Below are 25850 nucleotides of genomic sequence, written 5' to 3'. Positions count from 1 at the left end.
GCTTGCAGCGTCAGCGCAGTGTCCCGCTGCCGGCGGTCACGGTCTGGCCGAAGCGGGCCCGCACCGCATCTGCATGCGCGGGAAGGTTCTCCGCAGCGGATAACGCGCCGATGTGCTCAGCCACCTGCGCCAGTGCCGCCTTGCCGTAGTTAATCACCTGGACGGCGCGCAGGAACGTCGTGACATTCAGTCCCGAGGAGAACGCCGCGGTACCCCCGGTAGGGAGCACATGGTTAGACCCTGCACAGTAGTCCCCCAGGCTCACCGGGCTGTACTCGCCGACAAAGATGGCACCGGCGTTGCTGATCCTGGCAGCCACCGCGGGAGCGTCCTCGGTCATGATTTCCAGATGTTCGGCCGCGTAGGCATCGCAGACGGCGATGCCCTGTTCCAGCGAATCCACCAGCACGACGCCGGACTGCCGGCCGGAGAGCGCCTGAGCCACTCGGTCACGGTGCCGGGTTGCCGCACCCTGGACCTGCAGTTCGCCCTCGACTGCCAGGGCAAGTTCCGGCGAGGCTGTGACCAGGACCGCTCCCGCCTGTGGATCATGCTCGGCCTGACTGATCAGGTCCGCGGCCACCAGAACGGGATTAGCCCCAGCGTCGGCCAGGATTGCGATCTCCGTAGGCCCGGCCTCCGAATCGATGCCGACCACCCCGCGCACCAGCCGCTTGGCGGTGGCAACAAATATATTCCCCGGCCCGGTGATCACATCCACGGGATCCAGCCCGGCTGCCCCGTCGTCCCCGGCGGAAATGCCGTAGGCGAAGGCCGCGATGGCCTGGGCGCCACCGATGGCATAAACCTCCTCGATGCCGAGCAAGGCAGCGGCCGCCAGAATCGTCGGGTGCGGGCGCCCGTTGAACGACTTCTGCGGTGGTGACGCGAGCGCAATGGAACCGACCCCAGCTACCTGGGCGGGCACGACGGACATCACGACGGAGGATGGATACACGGCCAGGCCGCCGGGAACATACAGCCCGACGCGGCCCATCGGCAGCCACTTTTGGCCCACCACGGCACCATCGGCCAGTTCGACGTCAGCATCGGCCGGGCGCTGGGCAGTGGCGACTCTCCTGACCCGGTCAATTGACTCCTCCAGTGCCGCCCGTACGTCCGGAGCGAGCCCGGCCAGAGCCTCGGCCAGCGCAGCCGCCGGGACGCGCGGGTGCCGTTGGGTGACGCCATCGAACCGTTCCGCCATCTCGCTGAGTGCGGCAAAACCGCGCCGCCGCACGTCGTCGATGATCTGCTGGACCTTGGCCTCGGCATCGGCAGCGTCGGCCGGTGCGGCCCTGGGCACTACGCGCCGGAGCCCGGCGGCGCCCAGTTCCCTGCCGCGCAGGTCAATCGTGCGGAAGGTGAGGGCATCGGTGGGGCGGGAACCTTGAACCTGGCTGCTAGTCACTCTTGCAGTTTACCGTCTGGCGCGCTGTGGACCGGAGCCAGCCAACACCTGGGACTAATCAGCACCTGAGGAGTACGGGCACCCGATCGTGGAATGTGGCACTTCACTGTTCGTGGGACGGACCGGCGCGCAGCAGGCTGACCAAGGTCACGGCAAAAACGATCAGCGAACAAACGGCCGGCCAAAGCGCGAGTACGCCGAGGGAACGCAGCGAGAAGGAGATGCTCTCACTCGCCGGGTGGTCGGGGGTGTGGCCGAAGAGCGCTCCGGCCAGGGTGCCGATCTGCCATGCGACAACCGAGCCTGCTGCGGAACCGACCACGGCGGCGAGCACCTTTGCGAACGAACCGGCACGACGGCGTTGTGGCAGCAGGATGGCCGCGACGACGATGCCGGCTACCAGTCCCAGTGTGCCCAGGACAAGATCCCGTGGAAGCCAGGTTGCGGTGTCAGCCCCTGACCCGTAGAGCGCACCGCCGGGTGCCAGCAACCACCAGAGGACCCCCACCACGATGCCTGCGGCTGCGGTGAGGGAAAACCAGCGCAGCAGCGACGCCGGCGGGGCGCTGGTGAGGTCGCCCGGAACGGCCTGCGCGTAAACGGCGGGCGGGTACTGTGCTGCGCCGGTGTTGGGCGGTTGGGTCATGGTTCTACGCTAGCAAACGAAACAGCGCGCCAAATCCGTCCGGTTAGGCAACTCGTGACACTGCAGGGTCCGCCATCGAAGTCCCTGGCATCGGCGCCGGCGCCGCTCACACCTCCAGGCATGCCGGGCCCAACAGGACCTTGAGGTCCCCGAAGAGCGCCGGACTCGGGTTCACGCGCAGGTGGAGTCCGAGTTTCATTACCTCCACGGTGCGGGATCCGGCCAGCCGCACCTGCACTTCCGTGGTTCCCGGGTGCGTCTGCAGAACGTCGCCCAGGGCAGTGACCACGTGTTCGGTGGCCTTGAAGCTCGGCAGCGAGATAACGACCGGTCCGGAATGGCCGTCGCTGAGGTCGGGAACCGTCAGCTCCATCGCGTTCAAGGCGATCGCGCCGTCGTCGCGTTTCTGCAGCCTGCCCTTGACCACCACGATCAGGTCTTCCGCCAGAACGGTGGCGATCGGCCCGTACACCTGGCCAAAGAACATCACCTCGATCGAGGCGCCCAGATCCTCCACCTCTGCCCGGGCATAGGCATTGCCGCTGGCCTTGGCGATGCGCCGGGACAAGGAGGTGATCATCCCGGCGATGGTGACGATGGCGCCGTCGGCCGGACCGTCCTCGCCGATCAGGGCCGTAATCGTCTGGTCGGCGTGCTGGCTGAGCACACCCGCCAGCCCCTGCAGGGGATGGTCCGATACGTATAGACCCAGCATGTCCCGTTCGAAGGCAAGTTTGTCCTTCTTCTCCCATTCGGGCAGCTCCGGAATATCCAGGGCAAGGCTCGCCTCGGGCTCCTCCTCGGCGAAACCGGCGAAAAGGTCGAACTGACCGACGGCCTCATTGCGCTTGAGGACGATCACCGAATCGATGGCCTCCTCGTGCACCATCGCCAGCGCACGGCGCGGATGGCCGAGGGAATCGAAGGCACCGGCCTTGATCAGGGATTCGATGGTCCGCTTATTGCAGACGACGGCGGGAACCTTCAGCAGGTAGTCCTTAAAGGACGTGAAATCGCCCGCTTCTCCCCGGGCGGTAACCATGGCTTCAACGACGTTGACGCCGACATTACGGATCGCTGCCATACCGAATCGGATGTCGTGCCCGACCGGAGTGAAGTTCACACTGGATTCATTGACATCCGGCGGCAGCACCGTGATGCCCATCCGCCGGCACTCGTTCAGGTACAGCGCGAGTTTGTCCTTGTCATCGCCCACGCTGGTCAGCAGCGCCGCCATATATTCGGCCGGATAATGCGCTTTCAGGAAGGCCGTCCAGTAGGAGATCATCCCGTACGCGGCCGAGTGGGCCTTATTGAAGGCGTAGTCGGAGAACGGCAGCAGGATGTCCCAGAGTGTTTTGACGGCCGCGGCTGAGTAGCCGTTGTCCTTCATCCCCTGTTCAAAGCCGGCGTACTGCTTGTCCAGCTCGGACTTCTTCTTCTTACCCATGGCGCGGCGCAGAATATCGGCCTGGCCCAGGGTGAACCCGGCCACCTTTTGCGCAATCGCCATTACCTGCTCCTGATACACGATCAGGCCGTAGGTGCCGCCAAGAATCTCGGCCAGCGGCTCCTCTAGTTCCTTGTGAATCGGGTCAATGTTCTGCAGACCGGTCTTGCGCAGGGCGTAATTCGTGTGCGAGTTGGCGCCCATCGGCCCCGGGCGGTAGAGCGCGATGACGGCGGAGATGTCCTCGAAGTTATCCGGGCGCATCTGCTTGAGCAGCGCGCGCATCGGGCCGCCGTCGAGCTGGAAAACGCCGAGGGTGTCACCGCGGGCCAGCAGCTCGTAGGACTCCTTGTCATCAAGTTCCAGATCCTCGAGCACCAGGTCGACGCCGGCATTGGCCTTAATGTTCTCCACCGCGTCGGTAATGATGGTCAGGTTACGCAGCCCCAGAAAGTCCATCTTGATCAGGCCCAGGCCCTCACAGGTGGGGTAATCAAACTGGGTGATGACCTGGCCGTCCTGCTCCCGGCGCATGATCGGGACAATGTCGATCAGCGGGTCCGAGGACATAATGACACCCGCGGCGTGCACACCCCACTGGCGTTTGAGGCCCTCCAGCCCCAAAGCCATATCAAAGACCCGCTGTGAGTCCGGATCCGTGCGCAGAATCTCCCGGAGCTCCTCGGCCTCGGAGTACCGCTTTGCCTCTTTGTTATGCACCTCGGTCAGCAGCATGCCCTTGCCCATGACGTCTGGCGGCATCGCCTTCGTCAGGCGCTCACCGGTGGAGAACGGATAGCCCTGCACCCGGGAGGAGTCCTTCAGCGCCTGCTTGGCCTTGATGGTGCCGTAGGTGACAATCATGGCCACCCGCTCGTCGCCATACTTCTCCGTGACGTAGCGGATAACCTCGGAGCGGCGCCGATCATCGAAATCCACGTCGAAGTCGGGCATGGAAACACGCTCCGGGTTGAGGAAGCGCTCAAAGATCAGTCCGTGCCGCAGCGGATCCAGGTCCGTGATGCGCATGGCGTAGGCCACCATGGAACCGGCGCCGGAGCCACGTCCCGGTCCTACCCTGATGCCGTTGTTCTTGGCCCAGTTGATAAAGTCCGCCACGACCAGAAAGTATCCCGGAAAGCCCATCTGGGTGATGACGCCGACCTCGAACTCGGCCTGCTTGCGCACCTCGTCCGGAATTCCGGCCGGGTACCGATAGTGCAGTCCCGCTTCCACCTCTTTGATGAACCAGGAATGCTCATCCTCGCCCTCCGGCACGGGGAACACCGGCATGTAGCTGGCACTGGTATTGAAGTCCACGCTGCAACGCTCGGCGATCAGCAGGGTGTTATCGCAGGCCTCGGGATAGTCCCGGAAGAGCAGCCGCATTTCCTGCGGTGATTTCAGATAGAACTCATCGGCATCAAATTTGAAGCGTTTCGGGTCGGCCATGGTGGACCCGGACTGCACACATAGCAGGGCCGCATGCGAGGCTGCGTCTTCTGGATGCGTGTAGTGCAAATCGTTGGTGGCCAGCAGGGGAAGACCCAGTTCCTTGGCCAGCTTGTGCAGATCCGAGGAGACATTGCGTTCGATGTCCAGACCATGGTCCATCAATTCACAAAAATAATTGTCCTTGCCGAAGATGTCCCGGAAGTCCGAGGCGGCCTGAACGGCTTCCTTGTACATTCCCAGCCGGAGCTTGGTCTGAACCTCCCCCGATGGGCAGCCGGTGCTGGCAATGAGCCCCTTGCCGTAGGTCTGGAGCAGGTCCCGGTCCATCCTGGGCTTATACAGGTACCCTTCCAGCGAGGCCTTCGAAGACATCCTGAAGAGGTTGTGCATGCCCTCGGTGCTTTCGGACCACATCGTTAGGTGCGTGTAGGCACCGGCTCCGGAGACGTCGTCGCGCCCGCCCCCACCCCACTGGACGCGAGTGCGGTCCTGACGCGCCGTGCCGGGTGTCAGATAGGCCTCGACGCCGATGATGGGTTTGATGCCAGCGGCCTTCGCCTTGGCCCAGAAGTCGAAGGCACCGAAGACGAAGCCATGGTCTGTGGTGGCCAGGGAAGTCATGCCGAGTTCGCCTGCATGACTGAACAGGTCGGTCAGCCGGGCGGCACCGTCCAGCATCGAATACTCGGTGTGATTGTGCAGATGAACAAAGGAATCGGAGCTAGCCACCCGTACATTCTAGGCCGTGCTGGCCGTGATTCCCCGACCATGGGGCGTGCCGTAACGCGTCAGGGAGGAAAAGAACGGCCTAGTGCAGGCCAGACTGCAGCGCATTCAGCGCATAGGAAAGATCCTCGGGGTACTCGCTGACAACCTCAACCCAATCACCGGTCCGGGGATGGCTGAAGCCCAGCTGGCGGGCGTGCAGCCATTGCCGCGTCAGCCCCAGCTCGGCTGCAAATTTCGGGTCCGCTCCATACGTCAGATCCCCGGCACACGGATGGCGCAAAGCGGAAAAATGCACCCTGATTTGGTGCGTCCGCCCGGTTTCCAGATGAACCTCCACCAAGGCAGCCCGGCCAAAGGCCTCCAGCACTTCATAGTGCGTGATCGAGGGACGGCCGTCGTCGATCACCGCGAAACGCCAGTCATGGCCTGGGTGCCGACCGATGGGTGCGTCGATGGTCCCCCGAAGCGGGTCGGGCAGGCCCTGCACGACGGCGTGATAGACCTTCTCCACCGTCCGCTCCTTGAACGCCCGTTTAAGCACCGTGTAGGCAGCCTCGGTCTTGGCCACCACCATCGCCCCGGACGTGCCGACGTCGAGCCGGTGCACAATGCCGGCCCGCTCCTGCGCACCCGAGGTGGAGATACGGTAGCCTGCTGCAGCCAGCGCCCCGACGACCGTCGGCCCCACCCAGCCCGGCGAAGGGTGCGCAGCAACGCCGACGGGCTTATCGATGACAACGAAGGATTCGTCGTCGAGCAGGATCTTCAGGTCCTCCACGGGCTCGACGACGACGGCCAGCGGGTCCCTGCGTACAGGGATAGTCACCTCCAGCAGCGAACCCGCACGGAGTTTGTCCGCCTTGGCCAAGGCGGCTCCGTCGAGCCGGACGTTACCCTCGGAACAAAGCAGCGCCGCTGACGACCGGGACATCCCCAGCAGGTGGGCCAGTGCGGAGTCGACTCGTTCCCCGGCCAGATCCACCGGGACGTGCACCTGCTCAGACATCGGGGCGCTCGGCAGCCGCGGAATCCACCGTTGCGGCGTCAGCCGGTGGAACCTTGCCACCGAAGGGGATCCCCTTGAGCGTCAGAATGCAGATCAGGATCACCGAACCAACAACAGCGGAATCAGCGACGTTGAAGATGGCAAAATTGGGCAGCGCGATGAAATCGACCACGTGTCCCATGCCAAAGGAGGGCTCACGGAACAGACGGTCGGTGAGATTCCCCAGCGCGCCGCCGAGCAGCATGCCCATGGCCACGGACCACCAGACGGAGCCCAGCTTGCGGGCCTGCACCACGATGCCGATGGCCACCGCCGCCATCACGATGGTGAACAGCCAAGTGACGTTTTCCCCGATGGAGAACGCAGCTCCGGAATTACGGATGTAATGCCAGCTCAGCACCGGAGGGAACACTTGGGTGATCTGCCCATCCGTCATGGTGCTGGAGACCCACCATTTGGTCAGCTGATCCAACACATACGCCAGCACCGCAAATCCGGCCAGCGTCAGCGTCAGGGGGCCACGGCGGCGTCCGAGACGACCCGCCGCGGCACTCGCATCCGCACTTGGCTCCGCGGCCACCGGAGCCGGTGCCGACGGGGCGGGAGCCGACGGGAGCGGGGCTGCTGCGGGAGCCTGCTGGCGCGGGGATGGTTGGGATGCGGCAGCGCCGCGGGCTGGATCGTCGTTCATAATGCTTTCATCGTGTCGCTGGAAGGGGACCATCTCAATGCCGGAAGCCGGCGTGTTAAGGCCGAAAACCGGCAACCGGGGATATCCCCGGCCGCCGGTTTTGCGTTATGCAGTTCAGGAATCGGCGTTGCTGTCCGAGACGTCCGCTGATGCGACCGAGCCGCGGGCGTCCAGATCGCGCAGCTGGCCTTCGATGTAGGCCTTCAGTCGGGCTCGGTAATCGCGTTCGAAGCCGCGAAGCTGCTCGACCTTGCGCTCCAGCACGGAGCGCTGCTGTTCCAGCGCCCCAAGAGTTTTCCGGCTTTTCTCCTGCGCGTCGTTGACCAGCGAGCTGGCTTCCACCTGAGCCTCGGCTATGATCTTATCGCGCTGCTCAACGCCGGCGTTGACGTATTCGTCGTGCAGACGCTGGGCCATTGCCAGCACCCCGGCAGCGGAATCGATGCCGGCGGCGTTGGCGGTCGGCGCGGTGGCGGCAGGTGCGGCAGCAGCGGGTGCTGGGGTCGCTTCGGCAGAAGCAGCCTTGGTATCCACTGGCGGAACCGGGCTTGTGGATGCGGCGTCACTCTTGGGCGAGGCGCTGCCTTTGATGTCAGTGCCCTTGATGTCACTGCCCTTGCCGACGGACTTAGCGGCCTTCGTCTCGGCCTTGACGTCATCGCTCTTGCTGTCTCCGGCCGGAATCTTTTCCACAATCGGTGCCGGCACAGAGGCGGCGGATGCGGAACCCGCAGGCTGCGCGGCGAGTTTCTTGCGGAGCTCCTCGTTTTCCTGGGTCAATCGGCGGAGTTCAACAACGATCTCGTCAAGAAAGTCGTCGACTTCGTCCTGGTCATAGCCTTCACGGAATTTAGTTGGCTGAAACCGCTTGTTGACAACATCTTCTGGCGTGAGCGCCATCTAGTCACCTCGTTGATCTAAGTTAGTCCAGACCGCCCGGGAGCGCTCTCAACTGCGGTACCTAATATGGACCTCACGATCCATAGTTCAGGGTCTATCGAATTTACAGTATAGCTTTTCTCGTGCACTGACTAACGTCACGAGCAGTACCTCGCTGGAAAAGACAATTTGGTTACTCCCGTGCTACATGGCGAAGCCCTGAGTGAGCGACATGGCTATGCCGACGAGGATCAGCAGGAGCATGAATCCGAGGTCAAGTGACATGCCGCCGAGTTGCAGCGGCGGGATCCAGCGCCGGAGCAGTTTCAGCGGTGGATCCGTCACCGAATACACTCCCGACGCGGCCACAAGCGCCATGGACTTCGGACGCCAGCCGCGGGCGAACACCTGTACCCAATCGAAAACAAGGCGCACCATGAGCGCCAGAAAGAACAGGAACAGCAGCAGGTAAAGCAACGCGAAAACAATTGACACGGCGGTCAGACACGATCCTTATCCGAAGTCGGCAGGTGGAGAAATCAACAATACCTTCCCCGGACGTGAAAAGGCCCGGCCACGCGGCCGGACCTTGTCTCGCTTAGCTCTGGTTAAAGAAACTGGCTTGTGTGTCCGAGGCCTTCTTGTCGTCTCCGAGAACCTCAATGTACGAGGGCGAAAGCAGGAAGACCTTGTTGGTCACGCGCTCAATGCTGCCATGCAGGCCAAAGACGAGGCCTGCGGAAAAGTCGACCAAGCGCTTGGCATCGGCTTCACCCATATCCGTGACGTTCATGATGACGGGGATGCCCTCGCGAAAGCTTTCCCCGATCACCTTGGCGTCGTTGTAGGAACGAGGGTGCACCGTTGTGATCTGGCGCAGGCCGGACGTACTTTCGCGACTCGAGGCTGCTCGCTTGATCGGCGTCACCGGAGCACGGTATTCGTCGACGGTTGCCTTTGCAGCAGCGGGCTCGGGCGCGGTATCAACGCGGCCGTGTACTTCCCGGCTGGCGCCATCCCGATTTTGTACATCCCTGTCGTAGTCCACTGAATAGTCCTCATTCTTGTGTCCAGACTGAGGGAGCTCAGCCTCGTAGTGCTCCTCACCATCGGCGAGCCCAAGATAGATCATTGTCTTGCGCAGAGCGCCAGCCATGGTAGCTCCTCATAGATAAATTAGCTGCAGGTCATAGGGTTTGTTCCCAACGGCTTCGACGCTACCTCAAGGCCTGCCGCGGGCCGAGGATATCGGATCCGACACGCAGGTGTGTCGCTCCTGCGGCGATGGCACGTTCCAGATCCTGGCTCATGCCGGCTGAAATGGCCGTTGCCTGCGGAAAGCGCTGGACGACGACGGCAGATACCTTGGCCAGTCGTGCAAAGGCTTCGCCGGCGTCACCGTCGTGCGGTGCCACAGCCATCACACCTGCCAGCCGAAGGCCGGGAGCCAGTTCAATGAGTTCTGCCAGAGCCAGCACGCCCTCTGCCGGCACCCCACCCCGGGACGCCGTTCCGGGCACTGCCGTTCCTGGCACTGCTGCCAATGCCGGATCCAGGTTCACCTGTACGAAACACAGCAAATCAGCCCGGCCGGTGCGCTGCTGTTCCGCGGTGACAGCCGTGCTCAGTGCCTTTACTAGCCCCGGTCGGTCTACGGAGTGGACGGAGTACGCATAGGCAGCCACCGATTTCGCCTTATTGGACTGCAGCTGGCCAATAAAATGCCAGCGCATGATGGCTCCCGTGTTTCGCTGCGAAACCTCGGCCGACTTAGCCGCCGCTTCCTGATCCTTGTTCTCCCCTACGTCCCGAACGCCAAGTCCCGCGAGCAAGAGAACATCCGCGGCGCTGTGGAACTTCGTCACCACGATCAGCTCCGGATCGGCCATCCCAGCCGGGCGCTTATCGGCAGCGCTGGCGATCCGAAACCGCACCTGCTCCAGATTCCTTCCCAGCTCTGAGCTCCTGCGTTGATCGACCGGCTGCTCTTGACGTGGTTGCTCATCCACTGACATAGATTACTCCTGCGAATCGGCCCTGCGGACGCTTCCGTGCGGTATCCCTGCGGTGTGAAAACAGATCCGGTTCCTCCATAGTGCAGCCGGGCACCCGTTCGGCCAGTACGCCCTCGGCGGCGAGCTGGGCCATGACGCCGGCGGGGAGATCCAGGGCCGGCGTCCGCCGGCTCGTGGCGGCAAAAGCTGACGGCTCAACCGCTGCCACCTCGTCCCGAAGCTGGGCTGGAACCTCATAACAATTTCCGCAGACCGAAGGGCCCAGCCAGGCACGGATCCGCACAGCGCCGCGATCACGCATGGCAGCCACGGTCTTCAGGACCACCTTCGCCGCAACGCCAGCCCTGCCCGCGTGGGCAACGGCGAGCACGGGACCACCACAGGCACGTTCGCCCAACAGCACCACAGGAACACAATCGGCCACCAGCACAGCCAGGGCGGCGTCGACGGAAACCATGGCGTCCGCCGTCGGCACTGCTGCCTGACCGGCACCCTGCGCGGGGCTTAACCCGTCGACCCTGTGATGACTGCCGCTCGCGCCGGCGTAGCCGAGTTGACTGCCGCTCGCGTCCACGCCGCGCACCTGGAATACGGTGGAACCATGCACCTGGTTCATAAACCGCACAGGTCCGGCTCCGCACCCTAGTTCCCGCTGCAGCCTCGCGCGGTTCCGGCTGACAGCCTCCTTATGGAGCGGATCGCCTCCACCTACGTGAAAGGCCAGGTTACCGGCTCCCGTGTCCGTGAACCCCACCCGGATCCCCGGGCTGACTTCACGGTTCCACCAAAACACGGCGACCTGGCCTCCTGTCCGCTACTTCAGGAAGTCCGGCACATCCAGGTCATCCATCCGACGACCGGAAAGATCCGGCTCGACGACGGCTGGCAGATCTACGTCAAAGCCGGCGTCCGCGGGGACGTGATGGCTGGGCTGCTGGCCCCAGTGGTGAGTCCCGGCGGAGGGAACCGACACGGGCACGCCAACCGGAGCGGCAGTCGGAACCGCGGGAGCGGCCACCTGTGCCGGCAGCGCCGGCTCCGCCTTGGCGGAGGTAACATCCACGTTGTCAAACCCTGCGGCGATGACCGTCACGCGGGCCTCATCTCCCAGGGCATCGTCAATGACGGCACCAAAAATGATGTTTGCCTCGGGGTGCGCCACTTCCTGGACCAGGCGGGCGGCCTCGTTGATCTCGAACAGCCCGAGATCGGAACCGCCCTGGATGGACAGCAGCACGCCGTGGGCGCCGTCGATCGAAGCTTCCAGCAATGGCGAGGCGATCGCGAGCTCCGCGGCCTTGACGGCACGGTCCTCACCGCGGGCCGAGCCAATACCCATCAGAGCCGACCCCGCACCCTGCATCACGGACTTTACATCCGCGAAGTCGAGGTTGATCAAGCCCGGTGTCGTGATCAAGTCGGTGATGCCCTGGACACCGGACAGCAGAACCTGGTCCGCGGAACGGAAGGCATCAAGGACCGAAACGTTCCGGTCGCTGATGGAGAGCAGTCGGTCGTTCGGAATGACGATGAGCGTGTCGACCTCGTCGCGCAAGGAGTCAATGCCGTTTTCGGCGCTGGTGGCCCGGCGGCGTCCCTCGAACGTGAAGGGACGGGTGACGACGCCGATGGTCAACGCGCCGAGTGAGCGGGCGATGCGGGCAACGACGGGTGCGCCGCCGGTACCGGTGCCGCCACCTTCGCCTGCAGTAACGAAGACCATGTCGGCTCCGCGCATCACTTCTTCGAGCTCGTCGGCATGATCCTCGGCAGCCTGGCGCCCCACCTCTGGATTTGCACCTGCGCCGAGCCCGCGGGTGAGTTCACGGCCTATGTCGAGTTTGACGTCGGCATCGGACATCAACAGAGCCTGCGCGTCGGTGTTGACGGCGATAAACTCCACACCGCGAAGACCGACATCGATCATCCGGTTGATTGCGTTGACGCCACCGCCGCCGATGCCGACGACCTTGATGACGGCCAGGTAATTCTGGGGTGCTGCCACGTTACGTGTCCCTTGTTCGTGTGCTGTCTGAAAATCTTTGTACCCCGCGGGGCGGAAGGCAAAGCCGGTAACGAAAACTTTGTACTCAGACTCTGTACTTAAACGCTGTACGTGAGCCCTAAACTCTCTACTACTGATTGAAGCTCTGGAGCCTAACCCTCAACTTGAAGGTTATAGTTATGTCAAGTAACTCTTGTTGTGACGCTATGGGGCATAGCTCCAGCATGCAATTACCGCCGGGGCGTGTCGGATAAATCGGTGCAAATTATCTGATTCCGCTGCGGCTGAGATGACTGCTTACCGGGTCACCGGATGCCGGGGCGTGCTGACATCGTAGACCTGCACAGGCGCCGGCAGCGGCTTACCGGCCGAGGGGCTCGGCGCTGGTGCGTTGAGCAGTGCCTCCAACACCTTGGCCTTCAACTCCTTTTCACTGGCGTTGCCCCAGACGATGGTTTTACCGTCATTGAGGGTGAGCTCAACGGCATCCGGGGACGCCGCTGAAGCATGCTGCAGTTTACCGAGCACACTCTGCGGCAAAGCAGCCAGCACGGCAGTCATGGCTTTAAACGTTTCCTTACCGATCGCGGCCGTGCCGCCGTCGATCAGTGGTAGTGCAACAGCGGCCGGATCGGATGTAACACCGAGCTGCACTCCGTCGGGATCGACCATAATGTATTGCTGGTCGGTTTTGAGCAGGGCCACCGGCTCGCGCTCCACTATCTGCACCAACAACGACGACGGCGGCCTCGCCTGTACGGAGACCGATCGGATCTGCTGCAACGGCGTCAGCAGCTTTTGCACCTGCGCCTGATCGATTTGCGGCAGCGGCTTGTCCAACAACGGCGCCAGTGCTGCCTGGATGGCCTGGGTCGTTGCCAGTTTGTTGCCGTCCACGGTGATGGTCTTCAACGCCAGCAACGGCGAGAACATGACGGCAGCCATGACAACCGCGATCAGTGCGGCCACGGCGGCGACGGTGATCCATAGATTGCGTTTGTGCCGCCTCCGCTGGACGCCCGGAAAGACTAAGACCTTCGCCGACGAGCCGTCACCACCCGTCGTCGCGGCAGACGGATCAGCTGTGTCTGGATCTGAGCGGCCTGGCGTCTCAGCTCCCGGATTTTCAGCGTCTGTGCCGGCACGTGGCGGGCCCGACGGCTGCACCCGACGCCCCGGCCGGATCAAGGCTGCCGGTTCCGATGCCGTAGACAGCCGGAGGACGGAGACCTTCGCCGACGTCACAGAGACCTTCGTCACAGGAACCTCCGTACCGGGGGCCTCCGTGCCGGGAGCCTCCGTGCCGGGAACCTTGGCGCCGGGGGCCTCCGTGCCGGGAACCTTGGCGCCGGGGGCCTCAGTGCCGGGAACCTTGGCGCCGGGGACATTTATGCCAGGCGCAGCGCCGCCCATCTGTTCGTCGCCGCCTTGCCTCTCGCCTGGGTTACTGCGCCCGGCATCAACATTTGCGAAACCACCGCCGGCGGGATCAATCCTTGCTGAGGTGACCTTTGCTGAATGGACCGCGCTGCTTGTGGCCGTGCCGTCGCTGCGTTCCCGTTTACGGTCGCGAAAACCGGTTCCCGGCTTATTGGGGTCGGTCCGGATGACCGGAGGTTTCCGTCTAGGCGCCATGTCGCCCGCCCGGCTCATCCTGTCGTCCGTCGCGCAGCGCACCCTTTTCCACTAGGGCCCGCACTATTACCGGGCCGTATTGCGTGACGTCCCCGGCGCCCACAGTGAGGATTATGTCTCCAGGGGCGGCAGCTTCCGCCAGCAGCTGTACGGCCGCTGACGGGTCCACGATATGCCCGCCGGGTCGGTCCAGGCCCGCGGTGATCAGTTCGCTGCTGACCCCGGAAATGGGATCCTCGCGGGCCGGATAAATGTCCAGCACCGCGACGGTGTCTGCCTGAGAGAGTGCGTGCCTGAACCCGGCGGCAAATTCCCGGGTCCGGGAGAACAGATGCGGTTGGAACATTACGTGGACGCGGTGCTCCCCCGCGACGGCCCGCGCTGCCGCCAAGGCCGCCGACACCTCCGTGGGGTGATGTGCGTAATCGTCGAAAACACGAACGCCGGCGGCCTCTCCCTTGGCTTCAAACCGGCGGGACGCACCCGAGAACGTGCCCAGTGCCGCGACTGCTGCTTCCGGCGCAACGCCGAGTTCAAGGGCCACGGCCAGGGCTGCCACGGCATTGCGGGCATTATGCAGCCCGGGGACCTGCAGAGCCAAGGACACCTCCCGCGGGCCCTCGGTCCGAAGACCTTCGGATCCCGTCCAGGCAGGCATCGTCAACGTAGTCACGGTGCCGACACCGCTGCTGGTCATGTCATCGGCGAGCCGCAGATCCGCCGCGTCGCCGTGCCCGTACAGCACCACGCGGGTTCCGCGTGCCCGCGCTTTGCGCGCCAGCTCCAGTGCGCCGGCATCGTCCGCGCAGGCAACCAGCAGGCCATCCGCCGGCAGCAATGCCGCAAATTCGTCGAAGGCCCGGTAGACCGCTTCGGCATTGCCATAGTGGTCCAGATGGTCCGGCTCGGCATTGGTCACCACAGCGATCTGCGGCCGGTAGTTCAGGAAAGAGCCGTCGGATTCATCCGCCTCCGCAACGAAGACGCCGGAGCTTCCATGGGCTGCATTGACACCGAGAGCCGGAACGGTCCCGCCGATGGCAAAGGAAGGATCCCGTCCCACCGCGCGCAGCAGAACGGCAATCATCGCGGTGGTCGTCGTCTTACCGTGTGTTCCCGCGACCGCCACAACGGTGTTGCCCGTCATCGCCGCAGCAAGGGCCGACGATCGGTGCAGCACCCGCAGTCCCGCGCCCCTGGCTGCCACCAGTTCGGGGTCCGTCTCACGGATCGCGGAGGACACCACGACGGTATCGGCCGCTGCGGCCACGGCAGAATCATGCCCCACGTGTATGCGGGCCCCCAACGCGCCTAGCTCGATGAGCTGGGCGGATTGCACGGCATCTGATCCGCTCACGTCCACGCCTCGGGCCAGCAGAATCCGTGCGATAGCTGACATCCCGGCTCCGCCGATACCGATGAAATGTACGCGTCCCAACGCGGCCACGGCTCCGCCGGAAAAGACACTGTCGATACTGCTTCCTGAGGCTGCCGTCATTGTCCTGCCGCTTCCCTGACCATCTTTGCCATTCGTACATCCGCGTTCCGTATTCCCAATTCCCGCCCCGCCCGGCCCATACTTTCCAACCGCTGCGGGTCCTTCAGCAGGGGCAGAAGTTCACGCTCCAGCCAGTCCACCGTGAAGTCGGAGTCCTGCACCAGCACGGCCCCGCCCGCAGCAACCAGAGGCGCCGCGTTGAGTGCCTGTTCGCCGTTGCCCACCGGTAGCGGTATGACCACGGCCGGTAGACCGACGGCCGCAAGTTCGGACACTGTCCCGGCCCCTGCCCGGCAGAGCAGCAGATCCGCGGCAGCGTAGACATCCTCCATGGCATCGACGTACTCCACCTGCCGGTACCGTTGCGCAATCAGTTCCGTACCGTCGTCGGCCATAATCCTTTTGCCCCGTCCGGTGATATGCAAAACCTGCAGACCGGCGGCGTGCAGTGCGGGAAGGGATTGCGCAACCGTTTGGTTGATCCGCAGGGCACCGAGCGAGCCGCCGGTGACAATCAGCGTGGGCAGTACCGGATCCAGACCCAAGGCAGTCCGCGCCGCCATCCTCGCGGCGCTCCGATCCAGTCCCGAAATCTGCCGACGCATGGGCATCCCGACGATCTGGCCGTGCCGTATCCGGGTCTGCGCGAAGGCCGTCCCCACAAAGGCTGTGAAGCGTGCGCCAAGCCTATTGGCCAGTCCGGCTTTGCTGTTCGCTTCGTGAATCACGATCGGAATTCCGCGACGCCGGGCCGCCAGGTACATCGGCGTGCACACATAGCCGCCAACGCCCACCAGCACGGATGCGTTGGCACCGTCCAGGATTTCAGCGGCCTGGCGCACGGCCCGGAGCATCCTGCCGGGGAGCCGGAAAAGATCTGCTGTTGGCTTGCGCGGCAGCGGAACACGGTCGACGACGGCGAGCTCCACTCCGGCGGCGGGGACAAGTCGGGTTTCCATTCCATCAGCCGTGCCGACAGCCAGCAGACGGACGTGGGGATCGGCCGCCCGCAACGCAGCAGCAATCGCGAGCAGCGGGCTGATATGCCCGGCGGATCCACCTCCGGCGAGCACCACTGAAAAGCCCTCGGCCGCAAGTGCCTCCGCCGACAGCCGCCTCGCCGTTGCGGAGGGAGCACTCTTAGGTGTGGCAGGGTCAGCCATGGTGCGATGTCTCTTTCCGTATTGTTGCTTGTTTGACAGGCCCTGTTCGTCTCCGGAGAGCAGGCGGCCTACGGGGAGCGATCCGTTTCAAGGGAGCTAATCGCGTGGCGCGACCTTCCACAGGGATGGCGCGGGCAAAGGAGAGCACGACGCCAAGGGCAGCGAGCACCAGCGTCAACGCCGTACCACCGGAAGAAATCAGCGGCAGTGGGACACCGATAACCGGCAGCAGACCGGTGACCATGGCGATGTTCACGAATGCCTGGCCGATGATCCAGGTGAGGATGCAGCCGGAGACGATCCGAATGAAGGGATCGGTGTGCCGGACAATGACGCGGAAGATTGCCAACGCAATGATTCCGTAGAGCAGTACGATCACTAAGGTGCCCAGCAGGCCAAACTCCTCACCGATAATGGCAAAGATAAAATCGTTGTGTGCTTCCGGGATCCAGTTCCACTTCTGCCGCCCCTGGCCCAGCCCGACGCCCCACCAGCCGCCGGAAGCCAGCGCGTAAATGCCGTTTTGCGCCTGCAGGCAAAGATCGTTTCCGTCGTTGCAGTTGCCCTGCCAGCCGGAAATGCGAGACATTCTGTTTCCGCTGCTCAGTGCCAGGATCAGCGCCGCGAGTGCCCCGACGACCCCGACCGGAATAAAAAGCCTGGCCCCGACACCGGCGAAAAACAGGCCGGCGGCCATGATCGCCATTATGATCACCGACGTGCCCAAGTCGTGCCCCAGCAGCACCAGCGCAATCACCAGTCCACCCAACGGGACGACAGGAATAAAGGCGTGCTTGAACTGTCCCAGCAGGGCATGCTTGCGGGCGAGCACGGCGCCCATCCACAGCGCGAGGGCCAGCTTGGCGGCTTCCGACGGCTGGGCCGTGACACCGCCGATGGAAATCCAGTTCCGGTTACCACCCACGGCGAAGCCCAACGGGGTAAAAACCAACAGCAGCAGGAATATGCCGATGATCAGCGCCGGCCAGGCCAGGTGCTTCAGCGTTGAAATCCTGAGCCGGGACAAGACGATCATCAGCACCACACCGATGACACCGAAGATACTCTGCCGCAGGAAGAGCTGATAAGGATCTACGCCCTGGGAAATCGATTCCACTGCGGAGGAGGACAGGACCATCATCAAGCCAATGCAGGTCAGCGCAATCGTTGAACCCAAAATGAGATAGTAGCTGGACCCATTGCTGGGACGGTTGCTGCCCTCCACGCGGGGCCAGAACTCTCGGAAAAACCGTCGGACCCGTGATTGGCGGGTAGGACGCGCGGGCGTGCTGACCATTAGAACTCCTTGCCGGCCTTCGCCTGCCCTTCCACGAGCCCGCGGACGGCGCTGATAAAAGCGTCGCCCCGGTGAGCGTAGGAAGAAAACTGATCCATCGATGCGGATGCCGGAGCCATCAGCACGGTGTCGCCCCCCAGGGCAATGCCAGCGGCCGCGGCCACCGCCCACGTCATCACGGCGGCACCATCGATGTGACCGCCTCCGGCTCTTTGTACCATTTCAGTCTGACGCGTACCGGGCTCTATCACGGGCACATCGGGTGCGTGTCGCTGCAATGAGCCGCGCAGGGCAGCGCTGTCGGTGCCGATCAATATGACGGCCCTGAGCCGGGCGCTGTGCATGCGCACCAGCTCGTCGTAATCAACGCCTTTGGACAGACCGCCGGCGATCCAGACCACCGGGTCGAAGGCCGCCAACGACGCGGCTGCGGCGTGTGCGTTTGTCGCCTTGGAGTCGTTGACCCAGAGCACGCCGTCGATTGTGGCCACTGGTTGGATCCGGTGCTCACCGCTGTGATAGCTGCGCAGTCCGTCCCGCACCGCTTCGGGTGCAAGGCCATAGGCCCGGACCAGAGCCGCGGCTGCCAGCGCGTTGGCCGCCAGATGCTTCGGCACCAGATCCGCGATGTCGGAGACTTTGGCCAGTTCGACGGCGGAATCCTTGCGTTCGGCGATGAAGGCCCGGTCCACCAGCAGGCCGTCAACGACGCCGACCATGCTGATGGCAGGCACGCCGGTCGTGAACCCGACGGCTCGGCAACCGGCAACGACGTCGGCATCTTCGACCATCCGCTCTGTCTGCGGTTCTTCGGCGTTGTAGACGCAGGCAATCCGGGTCTTGGCGTAGATCTTCGCCTTGTCCTGCGCATAAGCGGCGAAGGAACCGTGCCAATCCACATGGTCCTCGGCCAGGTTCAGGCAAACACTCACCGCCGGCGAGACGGAGTGCGACCAATGCAGCTGGAAGCTGGAGAGCTCCACCGCGAGGACGTCGTAGCCCTGGGGATCCCTGACCGCGTCCAGGATCGGCGTGCCGATATTCCCCGCGGCAATGGCGCGCAGGCCGCCGGCCTGCAGCATCAACTCCACCATGCTCGTCGTTGTGGTCTTGCCGTTGGTGCCGGTGATCGTAATCCAGTCGGCGGTCTTACGACCCGCCCGAGTACGCACCCGCCACGCCAGCTCAATATCCCCCCAGACCGGTATGGCGGCGGCGGACGCAGCCATCAGCAGCGGATGGGCCGGGCGCATGCCAGGCGACGTGACCACCAGATCGGCCGGTTTCCCGTCCACCAGCGGCAGCTGGGTGGACGAATCTTCACCCAGGAGCACGTCAACAACACCCACGATCCGCAAGGTATCGGCGTTGCGGCGGGCTTCGTCGTCGTCCGACGCGGCGACCACCACCACCCGCGCGCCCAGTTCAGCCAGCGTGTCCGCGGCGGAGAAGCCGGTTTTGGTAATGCCGGTGACCACTACCCGCAGTCCGGTCCAGTCCGCATCCCAACTGGTCAGCGTGGAGAGCCGATGAGCTGCTTGTGTCTGCTCCGTCGGGGCGCCCGATTGATTGTCCATCACAACTGAACGATCCATTCCGCGTAAAAGGCCCCTAGGCCCACAGCCACCATGAGCCCACAGAGTATCCAGAACCGGACCACCACGGTGACCTCCGCCCAGCCCTTCAACTCAAAATGATGCTGCAGCGGGGCCATCTTGAACACGCGCTTGCCGCCGCTGAGTTTGAAGAAGCCCACCTGAATAATGACCGAGAGAGAGATCAGCACGAACAGACCGCCGATGATGGCCAGCAGGATCTCCGTTCGGGAAAGAATCGCGAACCCGGCGATCGCGCCGCCGATAGCCAGCGAGCCCGTATCCCCCATGAAAATTTTCGCGGGCGAGGTATTCCACCACAAAAACCCGATCAAGGCACCAAAAATAATGACGGACAGCAACGCCAGGTCCAAGGGGTCCCGGACGTTGTAGCAGATCGTATCGGAGACCGCCCGTGGCGACCCGCAGCCCTGATTGCTCTGCCAAATGCCCATCAGAGTGTAGGCGCCGAAGACCATCACCGAGGCTCCGGCGGCGAGCCCGTCAAGGCCATCCGTGAGGTTCACCCCGTTCGTCGCGGCGGTGACAATCAGGTTGGACCAAATAATGAACAGCACCACCCCGACACCGGCGCCGGCGAAGGCCAGGTCCAGACCCGGAATGTCGCGTGCAAAGGAAACCTTGGTGGTGGCCGGCGTCAGTCCGTAGTCATTGGGGAAGTTCAATGCCAGCACGGCGAAGGTTATCCCCACGGCGGCCTGCAGAACGAGTTTGGCTTTCGCGTTCAGGCCCAGGCTGCGCTGTTTGGAGATTTTAATGAAGTCATCCAAAAAGCCGACCAGCCCCATGCCGACCATCAGAAAAAGCATGAGCCAGGCCGAAACGCTAGGCCCCGGGGAGCGTGGGTCCAGCAGCCGGAGCACCAAATGGGTGATCAGGTAGGCAAAAACCACGGCGCCGACCACCACGGCGCCGCCCATTGTGGGCGTGCCGCGCTTGGTGTGGTGCGAGGTAGGACCGTCATCACGGATGAACTGGCCATACCCCTTGTTCACCAGCAACCTGATGAACAGCGGCGTGCCGATCATGGCAAAGGACAGGCCCAACCCGGCGCCCATGAGCAATCCGATCATTGGATCTGTGTCCTTCCTTCATCGGTGCCGTCAGTTGGTAATGCTATCCGATCGCCCAAAAATCTCAGTCCGGCGCCGTTGGAGGATTTGAACAGAACTACGTCGCCCGGACGGAGCTCTGCGCGCAGCAGGGCATAGGCCGCGTCCACGTCCGGGACAAAGACGGATTCCTCACCCCAGGAGCCCTCCATTACAGCCGCGACGTGCATGGCGCGGGCCTGTTGCCCGACCACAACCAGCCGGGAAATATTCAGCCGGACCGCGACTCGGCCAATGGCGTCGTGTTCATGGATCGAATCCGGCCCGAGCTCCAGCATCGCCCCAAGGACGGCCCACGTCCTGTGTTCGGCCCCGTCACTGCCTCGTCCCAGTTCCGCAAGGGTGCGCAACGCGGCCCGCATGGACTCGGGATTTGCGTTGTAGGCATCATTGATGACGGTCACTCCATCGCCGCGAACCGTACGTTCCATTCGCCACCGGCTGAGCGCCTTCTGCCCGCGCAGGGACTGCGCAATCACGGCCGGCGGGGCACCCGCGGCGTGAGCGGCTGCGGCTGCTGCCAGCAGATTGGAAACCTGATGCAGGCCCAAGAGACCGCTGGTGATGGGCCAGGACGTGCCGGTGGCTACTTCGTCCTTCGTCCCTGTCCCGTCGGTCCCGTCGGCCTGGCCGACGCCGGGCGGGCCTGCCTGGGCCGCTCTGTCGGCCCTGTCGGCCTCGCCTGCCTCGGCGACGAACTGCAGGGTGAACTCGGGCTGCCCCTCGTCGTTGGTCGTGACATCCACACCACGCACCAGGCCTTGATTCCGTTCTGCCTGCCGATCACCGGTCCCGAAATTGACAATCCGAGCCGCGGTGCGCGAGGCCATGGCCCGGACCCGGGCGTCATCGGCGTTCAGTACAGCGGTTCCGTTGGCAGCTAAGGCTTCTACTAATTCGCCCTTGGCCTGCGCGGTGTTTTCAATGGAGCCGAATCCACCGGCATGGGCCGTTCCCACGCCGAGCACAACTCCGATGTCCGGCTTGACCAAGGACGCCAGGTACTCGATGTGGCCGATCCCGGTGGCCCCCATTTCGATGATCAGATATCGGGTGGAACCATCGGCGCCAAAGACGGTCAACGGGACGCCCACCTCGCCGTTGTAGGAGCCCTTGGGTGCCACGGTGGGACCGAGCCGGGAGAGAATATCCGCCAGCAGGTCCTTGGTGGTGGTCTTCCCTGCTGAACCGGTAATGCCAATGACAGTCAGCTCCCCCGCAGCACGAATCATCCGCACGGCTTCCGCGGCCAGGGCACCGAGAGCCAAAACGGCATCGGCAACGACCACCGCCGGGTAAGCGCTGCCCGTCGGATCGGAGACCTCCCGCTCTGCCAGCACCAGGATGGCTCCCGCAGCGACGGCATCACTAATGAAGTCGTGGCCATCCGCTGACTCCCCAGGCTTGGCGACGTAAACGCAGCCGGGAAATGCATCGCGGGAATCTGTCACGAGAAAGCCCAGGGCGACGACGAGCCCGGGTTCTGCTGTGGATGTCAGGTGGCCGTGGGTTAGCGCGGCGAGTTGCGCCGCTGTCAGTTCAATCATCTCGGTTTAGGACTCTATCCCGGGAACGGGCTCCGGGGTGAATCCGCAGCGGCGAAGGGCAGCGCGGAGTTCGGCCCTGTCATCCAAGGAATAATTGATCCCTTTCACTTCCTGCCAGACTTCGTGACCTCGCCCGGCCACCAGGATAACGTCCTGGGCCCTGGCCAGTTCAACCGCACGGACAATGGCGTCAGCGCGCGGAAAAACCTCCAGGATCTCATGTCCCAGGGCTTGTTCGTCGTTGGCCTGGCGGGCGCCCAGCAGCACGTCCGCTCGGATCGCCGCCGCATCCTCGTCATGCGGATCGTCATCGGTGATAATCACCACATCTGCCAGCCGAGCCACCACAGCTCCCATTTTCGGGCGCTTGCCTGCGTCCCGCTGCCCCGTTGCGCCGAAAACAACGATCACCTTTGAATCAGGCTCCGGGGACCGAACTGCCAGCAGGGCGCGCTCGAGGGCATCAGGATTATGCGCAAAATCAACGATTGCCGCCGGCGACTTCCCCACTAATTGCATCCGTCCAGGCACTGCCAGCGTGAACGGGTCATGGCTGTCCAACGCGGACTGAACGCGTTGCAAAACCACCGGGCCCGCACTGCCGTCCTGCAGCTGCAGCTGCAACACCATCAGAACGGCCAAGGCCGCGTTCGCGATGTTGAAAGTTCCAGGCAGCCCCGTCGAAACGCTCAGCGAGCGGCCATCTGCGGCAGCCAATACGAAGGAGCTGCCCAATCCCTGTTTCCTGACCCGGGTGACCTGCCAATCGGGCTGTTCGTCGGTTTCCCGCGATCGGTTGGCTTCAACCGTGCCTTCTTCAACCGTGCCTTCTTCAACCGTGCCTGCTTCAACCGTGCCTGCTTCAACCGTCCGCAGCGTAGTAACCGGTATGGCCGCCTCCTGCGCCAGCCGTTGTCCCCAGACATCGTCCACAGTGACCACGGCCCGTCGCGCTCTGCGAGGACCGAACAGTTGGGCCTTAGTGGAAAAATATTCTTCCATGGTCCCGTGCAGATCCAGATGGTCCTGTGTCAGGTTGGTGAAGCCGGCGATATCGAAGACCACGCCGTCGACGCGGTGGAAGGACAAGGCATGCGAAGACACTTCCATAGCAGCAGCGTCCAGCCCGCGCTCACGCATCAGCGCCAGCAGGGCATGCACATCCGTCGATTCCGGCGTGGTCAGCCTGCTGGGCACAGCCCCGACTCCGGCCAGGATTTCAATAGTTCCAATCAGTCCGGGCGTGAAGTCCAAGGCCCGGAGCAGGGAATTGATGAAATACGTAGTAGTTGTTTTGCCGTTCGTTCCGGTCACCGCATACAGCTCCATGTCGGCTGCGGAGGGATCGCGCGAAGCGGGATCGTCCGACGCAGCGTGGCGGGTGCCGTAGACGAAGGCCGCCGCCGTACCGACAATGCTACGCGGGGACGGAACCACCAGAACCGGAACACGGACAATCTCCGGCAGATCGCGCAAAAGTCGTGCGCCGTCGTCGTCCGTCACGATCGCCACAGCTCCCGCCGCCACTGCCTGACCGGCATATTGCGCACCGTGCGCGCTGGCACCGGGGAGCGCCAAATACAGATCAGAAGGCTCGACGGCGCGCGAGTCAAGGCTGACGCCGGTCAGCAGGACAGTCCCAGACTCCTGCAACGGAGCACCAATTAGTTCTGCAAGCGCGGACAGCGGAACGGGGGTGACCCGGGCCGGACGGAGCGAGGGTTCAACGCCGGACGGCTTCGTGCCGGGGGACGGTGGTTCAGTGGTACTCATGCAGCTGGCTCCAAAAATCTAGTATTTCTGCGGCAGTGCAACAGAGGGCGTGGTGGACGGCGGCACATTGTTGGCGTGCAGGACCTGGCTCATCACGGAGTTAAACACGGGGGCCTGGGAGATGCCGTAAATATCACCTTGCGGACGTTGGACCGTGACCAGCACAACATACTGCGGGTCTTCCATCGGCGCCATGCCCACGAACGACGCGGTGTAGCCCTGGAACCCGGATCCGTCGTCCTTGACAGCCTCCGCTGTACCGGTCTTGCCGCCAACCCGGTAGCCGGGCACAGAGATGTCCTTCGCATCCGCGGCGGTGACCACGCTCTCCAACAGGTCTTTGACGTCCCCCGCGGTCTGCGGACTGACTACCTCGGTGCCCGGGGCCTGTTCCACCTTGTGTTCCGTGCCGTCCGGATCGATGTAGGAATCGATGAGCTGTGGCTGTAGCCGAACACCATTATTAGCGATCGCCTGGTAGATCATCGCAGTCTGCAGCGGCGTCTGCGAAACGCCCTGGCCAAAGAGCACGGTGAACTCCTGCCTCCCGTCCCACGTCTCCGGCGGCGCTAAAATCCCCTTGTTTTCGCCTGGAAGCGGGATCCCCGTGGACTGTCCGATGCCGAAGTTATGCAGATAATCGTAGCGCTGCTGCTTACTCAACCGTTCACCGACCATTACCGTACCGGTATTCATCGAATCCCCAATGATGCCCGCAAAGGTCCGCTGTTCCGTCCCGTGCGTGAACGCGTCGGAAAACGTCTGACCGTTGACTGTATACGTTGGCGGTACCAGAACGTGGGAAAGCGGTGAGACCTTGCCCTCCTGGATAGCGGCCGCTGCAGTGACAGTCTTCTCAGTAGAGCCCGGCTCAATCGCTGCGGTCACCGAACGGGCGCCCCGGTTAGCCGCCGCAGTTTTCCCGGGCTGGTTCGGGTCAACCGAGGAATCCTCCGCCATCGCCACGACCTTGCCGGTCTTAGCCTGCACCACCACAATATTGCCCCACTGCGCGCCCAGCTTCTTGACCTGGTTGGAGATTGCCTGCTGCGCGTAGTACTGGAGATCACTGTTAATCGTCAGCTTGACGGTCTCACCGTCCACCGCGGCCTTGTTTTCCTCCGGCGCGGTGGGGATCACGATCCCATTCGCTCCGCGCTGGTAAGTACGGCTGCCGTCGGTGCCCTGCAGCTTGGCGTTCAGCGTCTGTTCAATACCCGAGCCGCCGCCGGTGGCCGCTCCGCTGGAATCTGGTCCGATGAAGCCGACGATGCTCCCGCCGACGGCTCCGAGCGGATAAGTCCGCCGGCTGGTCGGCTCCGAATATATGCCCGGCAGGCCTAAAGCCATTACCTTAGCTTCCACTCCGGGCGTTACATCTTTAGTGATGTACGCAAAGTCCCCCGTGCCGGTGGCCTGCTTGCGCACATCCTCAACCTTCAGGCCAAGGACGTCTGCCAACTCCTGCAGACCCTTGTCCCGACTGACATCCTCGACTTTGCCGGTCGCCGGGTTCAGGCGCTTAAATTCACCGGTCTTTAGTTCACCCGCCGTGGTGTTGTTCTTCGGGGACACCGTGATGTTGTATCTGATTATGCTTTGCGCCAAAACCTTGCCAGTGGCATCTAAGATCTCACCCCGCGTGGCCGGCAGCTTCGTGACAACCGTGCGTTGCATGACTGCCGCCTCCGCCATGGAGCCCGCGTCCAAGCCCTGAATCATGAACAATTTGCCGGAGATGATCAACAACAACGCGAGGACAAACCCCAGGCCCACCCGGAGGCGAAGCCGGTTCTGGCCGGGAGTTTTCGTAGTCTTGGGGTCCTTGCCGGTATTTTCTGCCACGTGCTGTTCCTTTGTGCGTTGCCCTTATAGCGCCGCGGCCGCTCCGCCGTGCCGTCCGATTGCCCCAGAGAGTTTAC

At 63.4% G+C, this 25850-nt stretch carries 20 protein-coding genes; all 20 read right to left on the bottom strand.

The window, feature by feature from the left end; genetic code table 11:
- Positions 1-10: 10 nt before the first annotated feature.
- Positions 11-1411: a histidinol dehydrogenase gene (gene hisD / locus OS914_RS04965; protein WP_267544959.1), complete on the bottom strand. Its 1401-nt coding sequence runs from the start codon at positions 1409-1411 to the stop codon at positions 11-13.
- A 103-nt stretch (positions 1412-1514) separates the two neighbouring features.
- The gene (locus tag OS914_RS04960; RefSeq protein WP_267544958.1) at positions 1515-2057 is read right to left on the bottom strand and encodes a hypothetical protein; all 543 of its coding nucleotides are present in this window, start codon (positions 2055-2057) and stop codon (positions 1515-1517) included.
- Between the two features lie 106 nt (positions 2058-2163).
- Entirely contained in the window at positions 2164-5640 is a 3477-nt protein-coding gene (gene dnaE, locus OS914_RS04955) for a DNA polymerase III subunit alpha (RefSeq protein WP_420713872.1), read from the bottom strand.
- Positions 5641-5770: 130 nt separating this feature from the next.
- Complete coding sequence (locus OS914_RS04950) at positions 5771-6697, bottom strand: RluA family pseudouridine synthase (RefSeq protein WP_267544956.1); 927 nt, start codon at positions 6695-6697, stop codon at positions 5771-5773.
- Entirely contained in the window at positions 6690-7277 is a 588-nt protein-coding gene (gene lspA, locus OS914_RS04945; protein WP_267545076.1) for a signal peptidase II, read from the bottom strand. Before lspA ends, OS914_RS04950 begins: the two co-directional genes overlap by 8 nt.
- A 225-nt stretch (positions 7278-7502) precedes the next feature.
- Positions 7503-8288, bottom strand: coding sequence for a DivIVA domain-containing protein (locus OS914_RS04940; RefSeq protein WP_267544955.1), 786 nt, complete (start codon positions 8286-8288; stop codon positions 7503-7505).
- 183 nt (positions 8289-8471) lie between these two features.
- Positions 8472-8762, bottom strand: coding sequence for a YggT family protein (locus OS914_RS04935; protein WP_267544954.1), 291 nt, complete (start codon positions 8760-8762; stop codon positions 8472-8474).
- A gap of 103 nt (positions 8763-8865) precedes the next feature.
- Positions 8866-9423 (bottom strand): cell division protein SepF, encoded by a 558-nt coding sequence (locus OS914_RS04930; RefSeq protein ID WP_267544953.1) that lies wholly within the window; start codon positions 9421-9423, stop codon positions 8866-8868.
- Positions 9424-9484: 61 nt separating this feature from the next.
- Positions 9485-10282 (bottom strand): YggS family pyridoxal phosphate-dependent enzyme, encoded by a 798-nt coding sequence (locus OS914_RS04925; protein ID WP_420713866.1) that lies wholly within the window; start codon positions 10280-10282, stop codon positions 9485-9487.
- Entirely contained in the window at positions 10269-11075 is an 807-nt protein-coding gene (locus OS914_RS04920; RefSeq protein WP_267544951.1) for a purine nucleoside phosphorylase YfiH/LACC1 family protein, read from the bottom strand. The genes OS914_RS04925 and OS914_RS04920 overlap by 14 nt, the downstream gene beginning before the upstream one ends.
- A 21-nt stretch (positions 11076-11096) precedes the next feature.
- Positions 11097-12287 (bottom strand): cell division protein FtsZ, encoded by a 1191-nt coding sequence (ftsZ, locus tag OS914_RS04915; protein ID WP_267544950.1) that lies wholly within the window; start codon positions 12285-12287, stop codon positions 11097-11099.
- A gap of 297 nt (positions 12288-12584) precedes the next feature.
- The gene (locus OS914_RS04910) at positions 12585-13700 is read right to left on the bottom strand and encodes a cell division protein FtsQ/DivIB (protein ID WP_267544949.1); all 1116 of its coding nucleotides are present in this window, start codon (positions 13698-13700) and stop codon (positions 12585-12587) included.
- Between the two features lie 211 nt (positions 13701-13911).
- Positions 13912-15420 (bottom strand): UDP-N-acetylmuramate--L-alanine ligase, encoded by a 1509-nt coding sequence (gene murC, locus OS914_RS04905; protein ID WP_267544948.1) that lies wholly within the window; start codon positions 15418-15420, stop codon positions 13912-13914.
- Entirely contained in the window at positions 15417-16583 is a 1167-nt protein-coding gene (gene murG / locus OS914_RS04900) for an undecaprenyldiphospho-muramoylpentapeptide beta-N-acetylglucosaminyltransferase (RefSeq protein ID WP_420713865.1), read from the bottom strand. The genes murC and murG overlap by 4 nt, the downstream gene beginning before the upstream one ends.
- Entirely contained in the window at positions 16576-17880 is a 1305-nt protein-coding gene (gene ftsW / locus OS914_RS04895) for a putative lipid II flippase FtsW (RefSeq protein ID WP_267544947.1), read from the bottom strand. The genes murG and ftsW overlap by 8 nt, the downstream gene beginning before the upstream one ends.
- Positions 17880-19457, bottom strand: coding sequence for a UDP-N-acetylmuramoyl-L-alanine--D-glutamate ligase (gene murD, locus OS914_RS04890; RefSeq protein WP_267544946.1), 1578 nt, complete (start codon positions 19455-19457; stop codon positions 17880-17882). The genes ftsW and murD overlap by 1 nt, the downstream gene beginning before the upstream one ends.
- Complete coding sequence (gene mraY / locus OS914_RS04885; RefSeq protein ID WP_267544945.1) at positions 19457-20569, bottom strand: phospho-N-acetylmuramoyl-pentapeptide-transferase; 1113 nt, start codon at positions 20567-20569, stop codon at positions 19457-19459. Before mraY ends, murD begins: the two co-directional genes overlap by 1 nt.
- Positions 20566-22155, bottom strand: coding sequence for a UDP-N-acetylmuramoyl-tripeptide--D-alanyl-D-alanine ligase (locus OS914_RS04880; RefSeq protein WP_267544944.1), 1590 nt, complete (start codon positions 22153-22155; stop codon positions 20566-20568). The genes mraY and OS914_RS04880 overlap by 4 nt, the downstream gene beginning before the upstream one ends.
- 6 nt (positions 22156-22161) lie before the next feature.
- Complete coding sequence (locus OS914_RS04875; protein WP_267544943.1) at positions 22162-23928, bottom strand: Mur ligase family protein; 1767 nt, start codon at positions 23926-23928, stop codon at positions 22162-22164.
- Positions 23929-23946: 18 nt separating this feature from the next.
- Entirely contained in the window at positions 23947-25773 is a 1827-nt protein-coding gene (locus tag OS914_RS04870; protein ID WP_267544942.1) for a peptidoglycan D,D-transpeptidase FtsI family protein, read from the bottom strand.
- Positions 25774-25850: the final 77 nt, after the last annotated feature.

Origin of the sequence: Arthrobacter endolithicus (assembly GCF_026627425.1) — a bacterium.
Classification (GTDB): domain Bacteria; phylum Actinomycetota; class Actinomycetes; order Actinomycetales; family Micrococcaceae; genus Arthrobacter_M.
The sequence above is the reverse complement of the archived record's forward strand: the minus strand, read 5'-3'. Positions and strand labels throughout refer to the sequence as shown.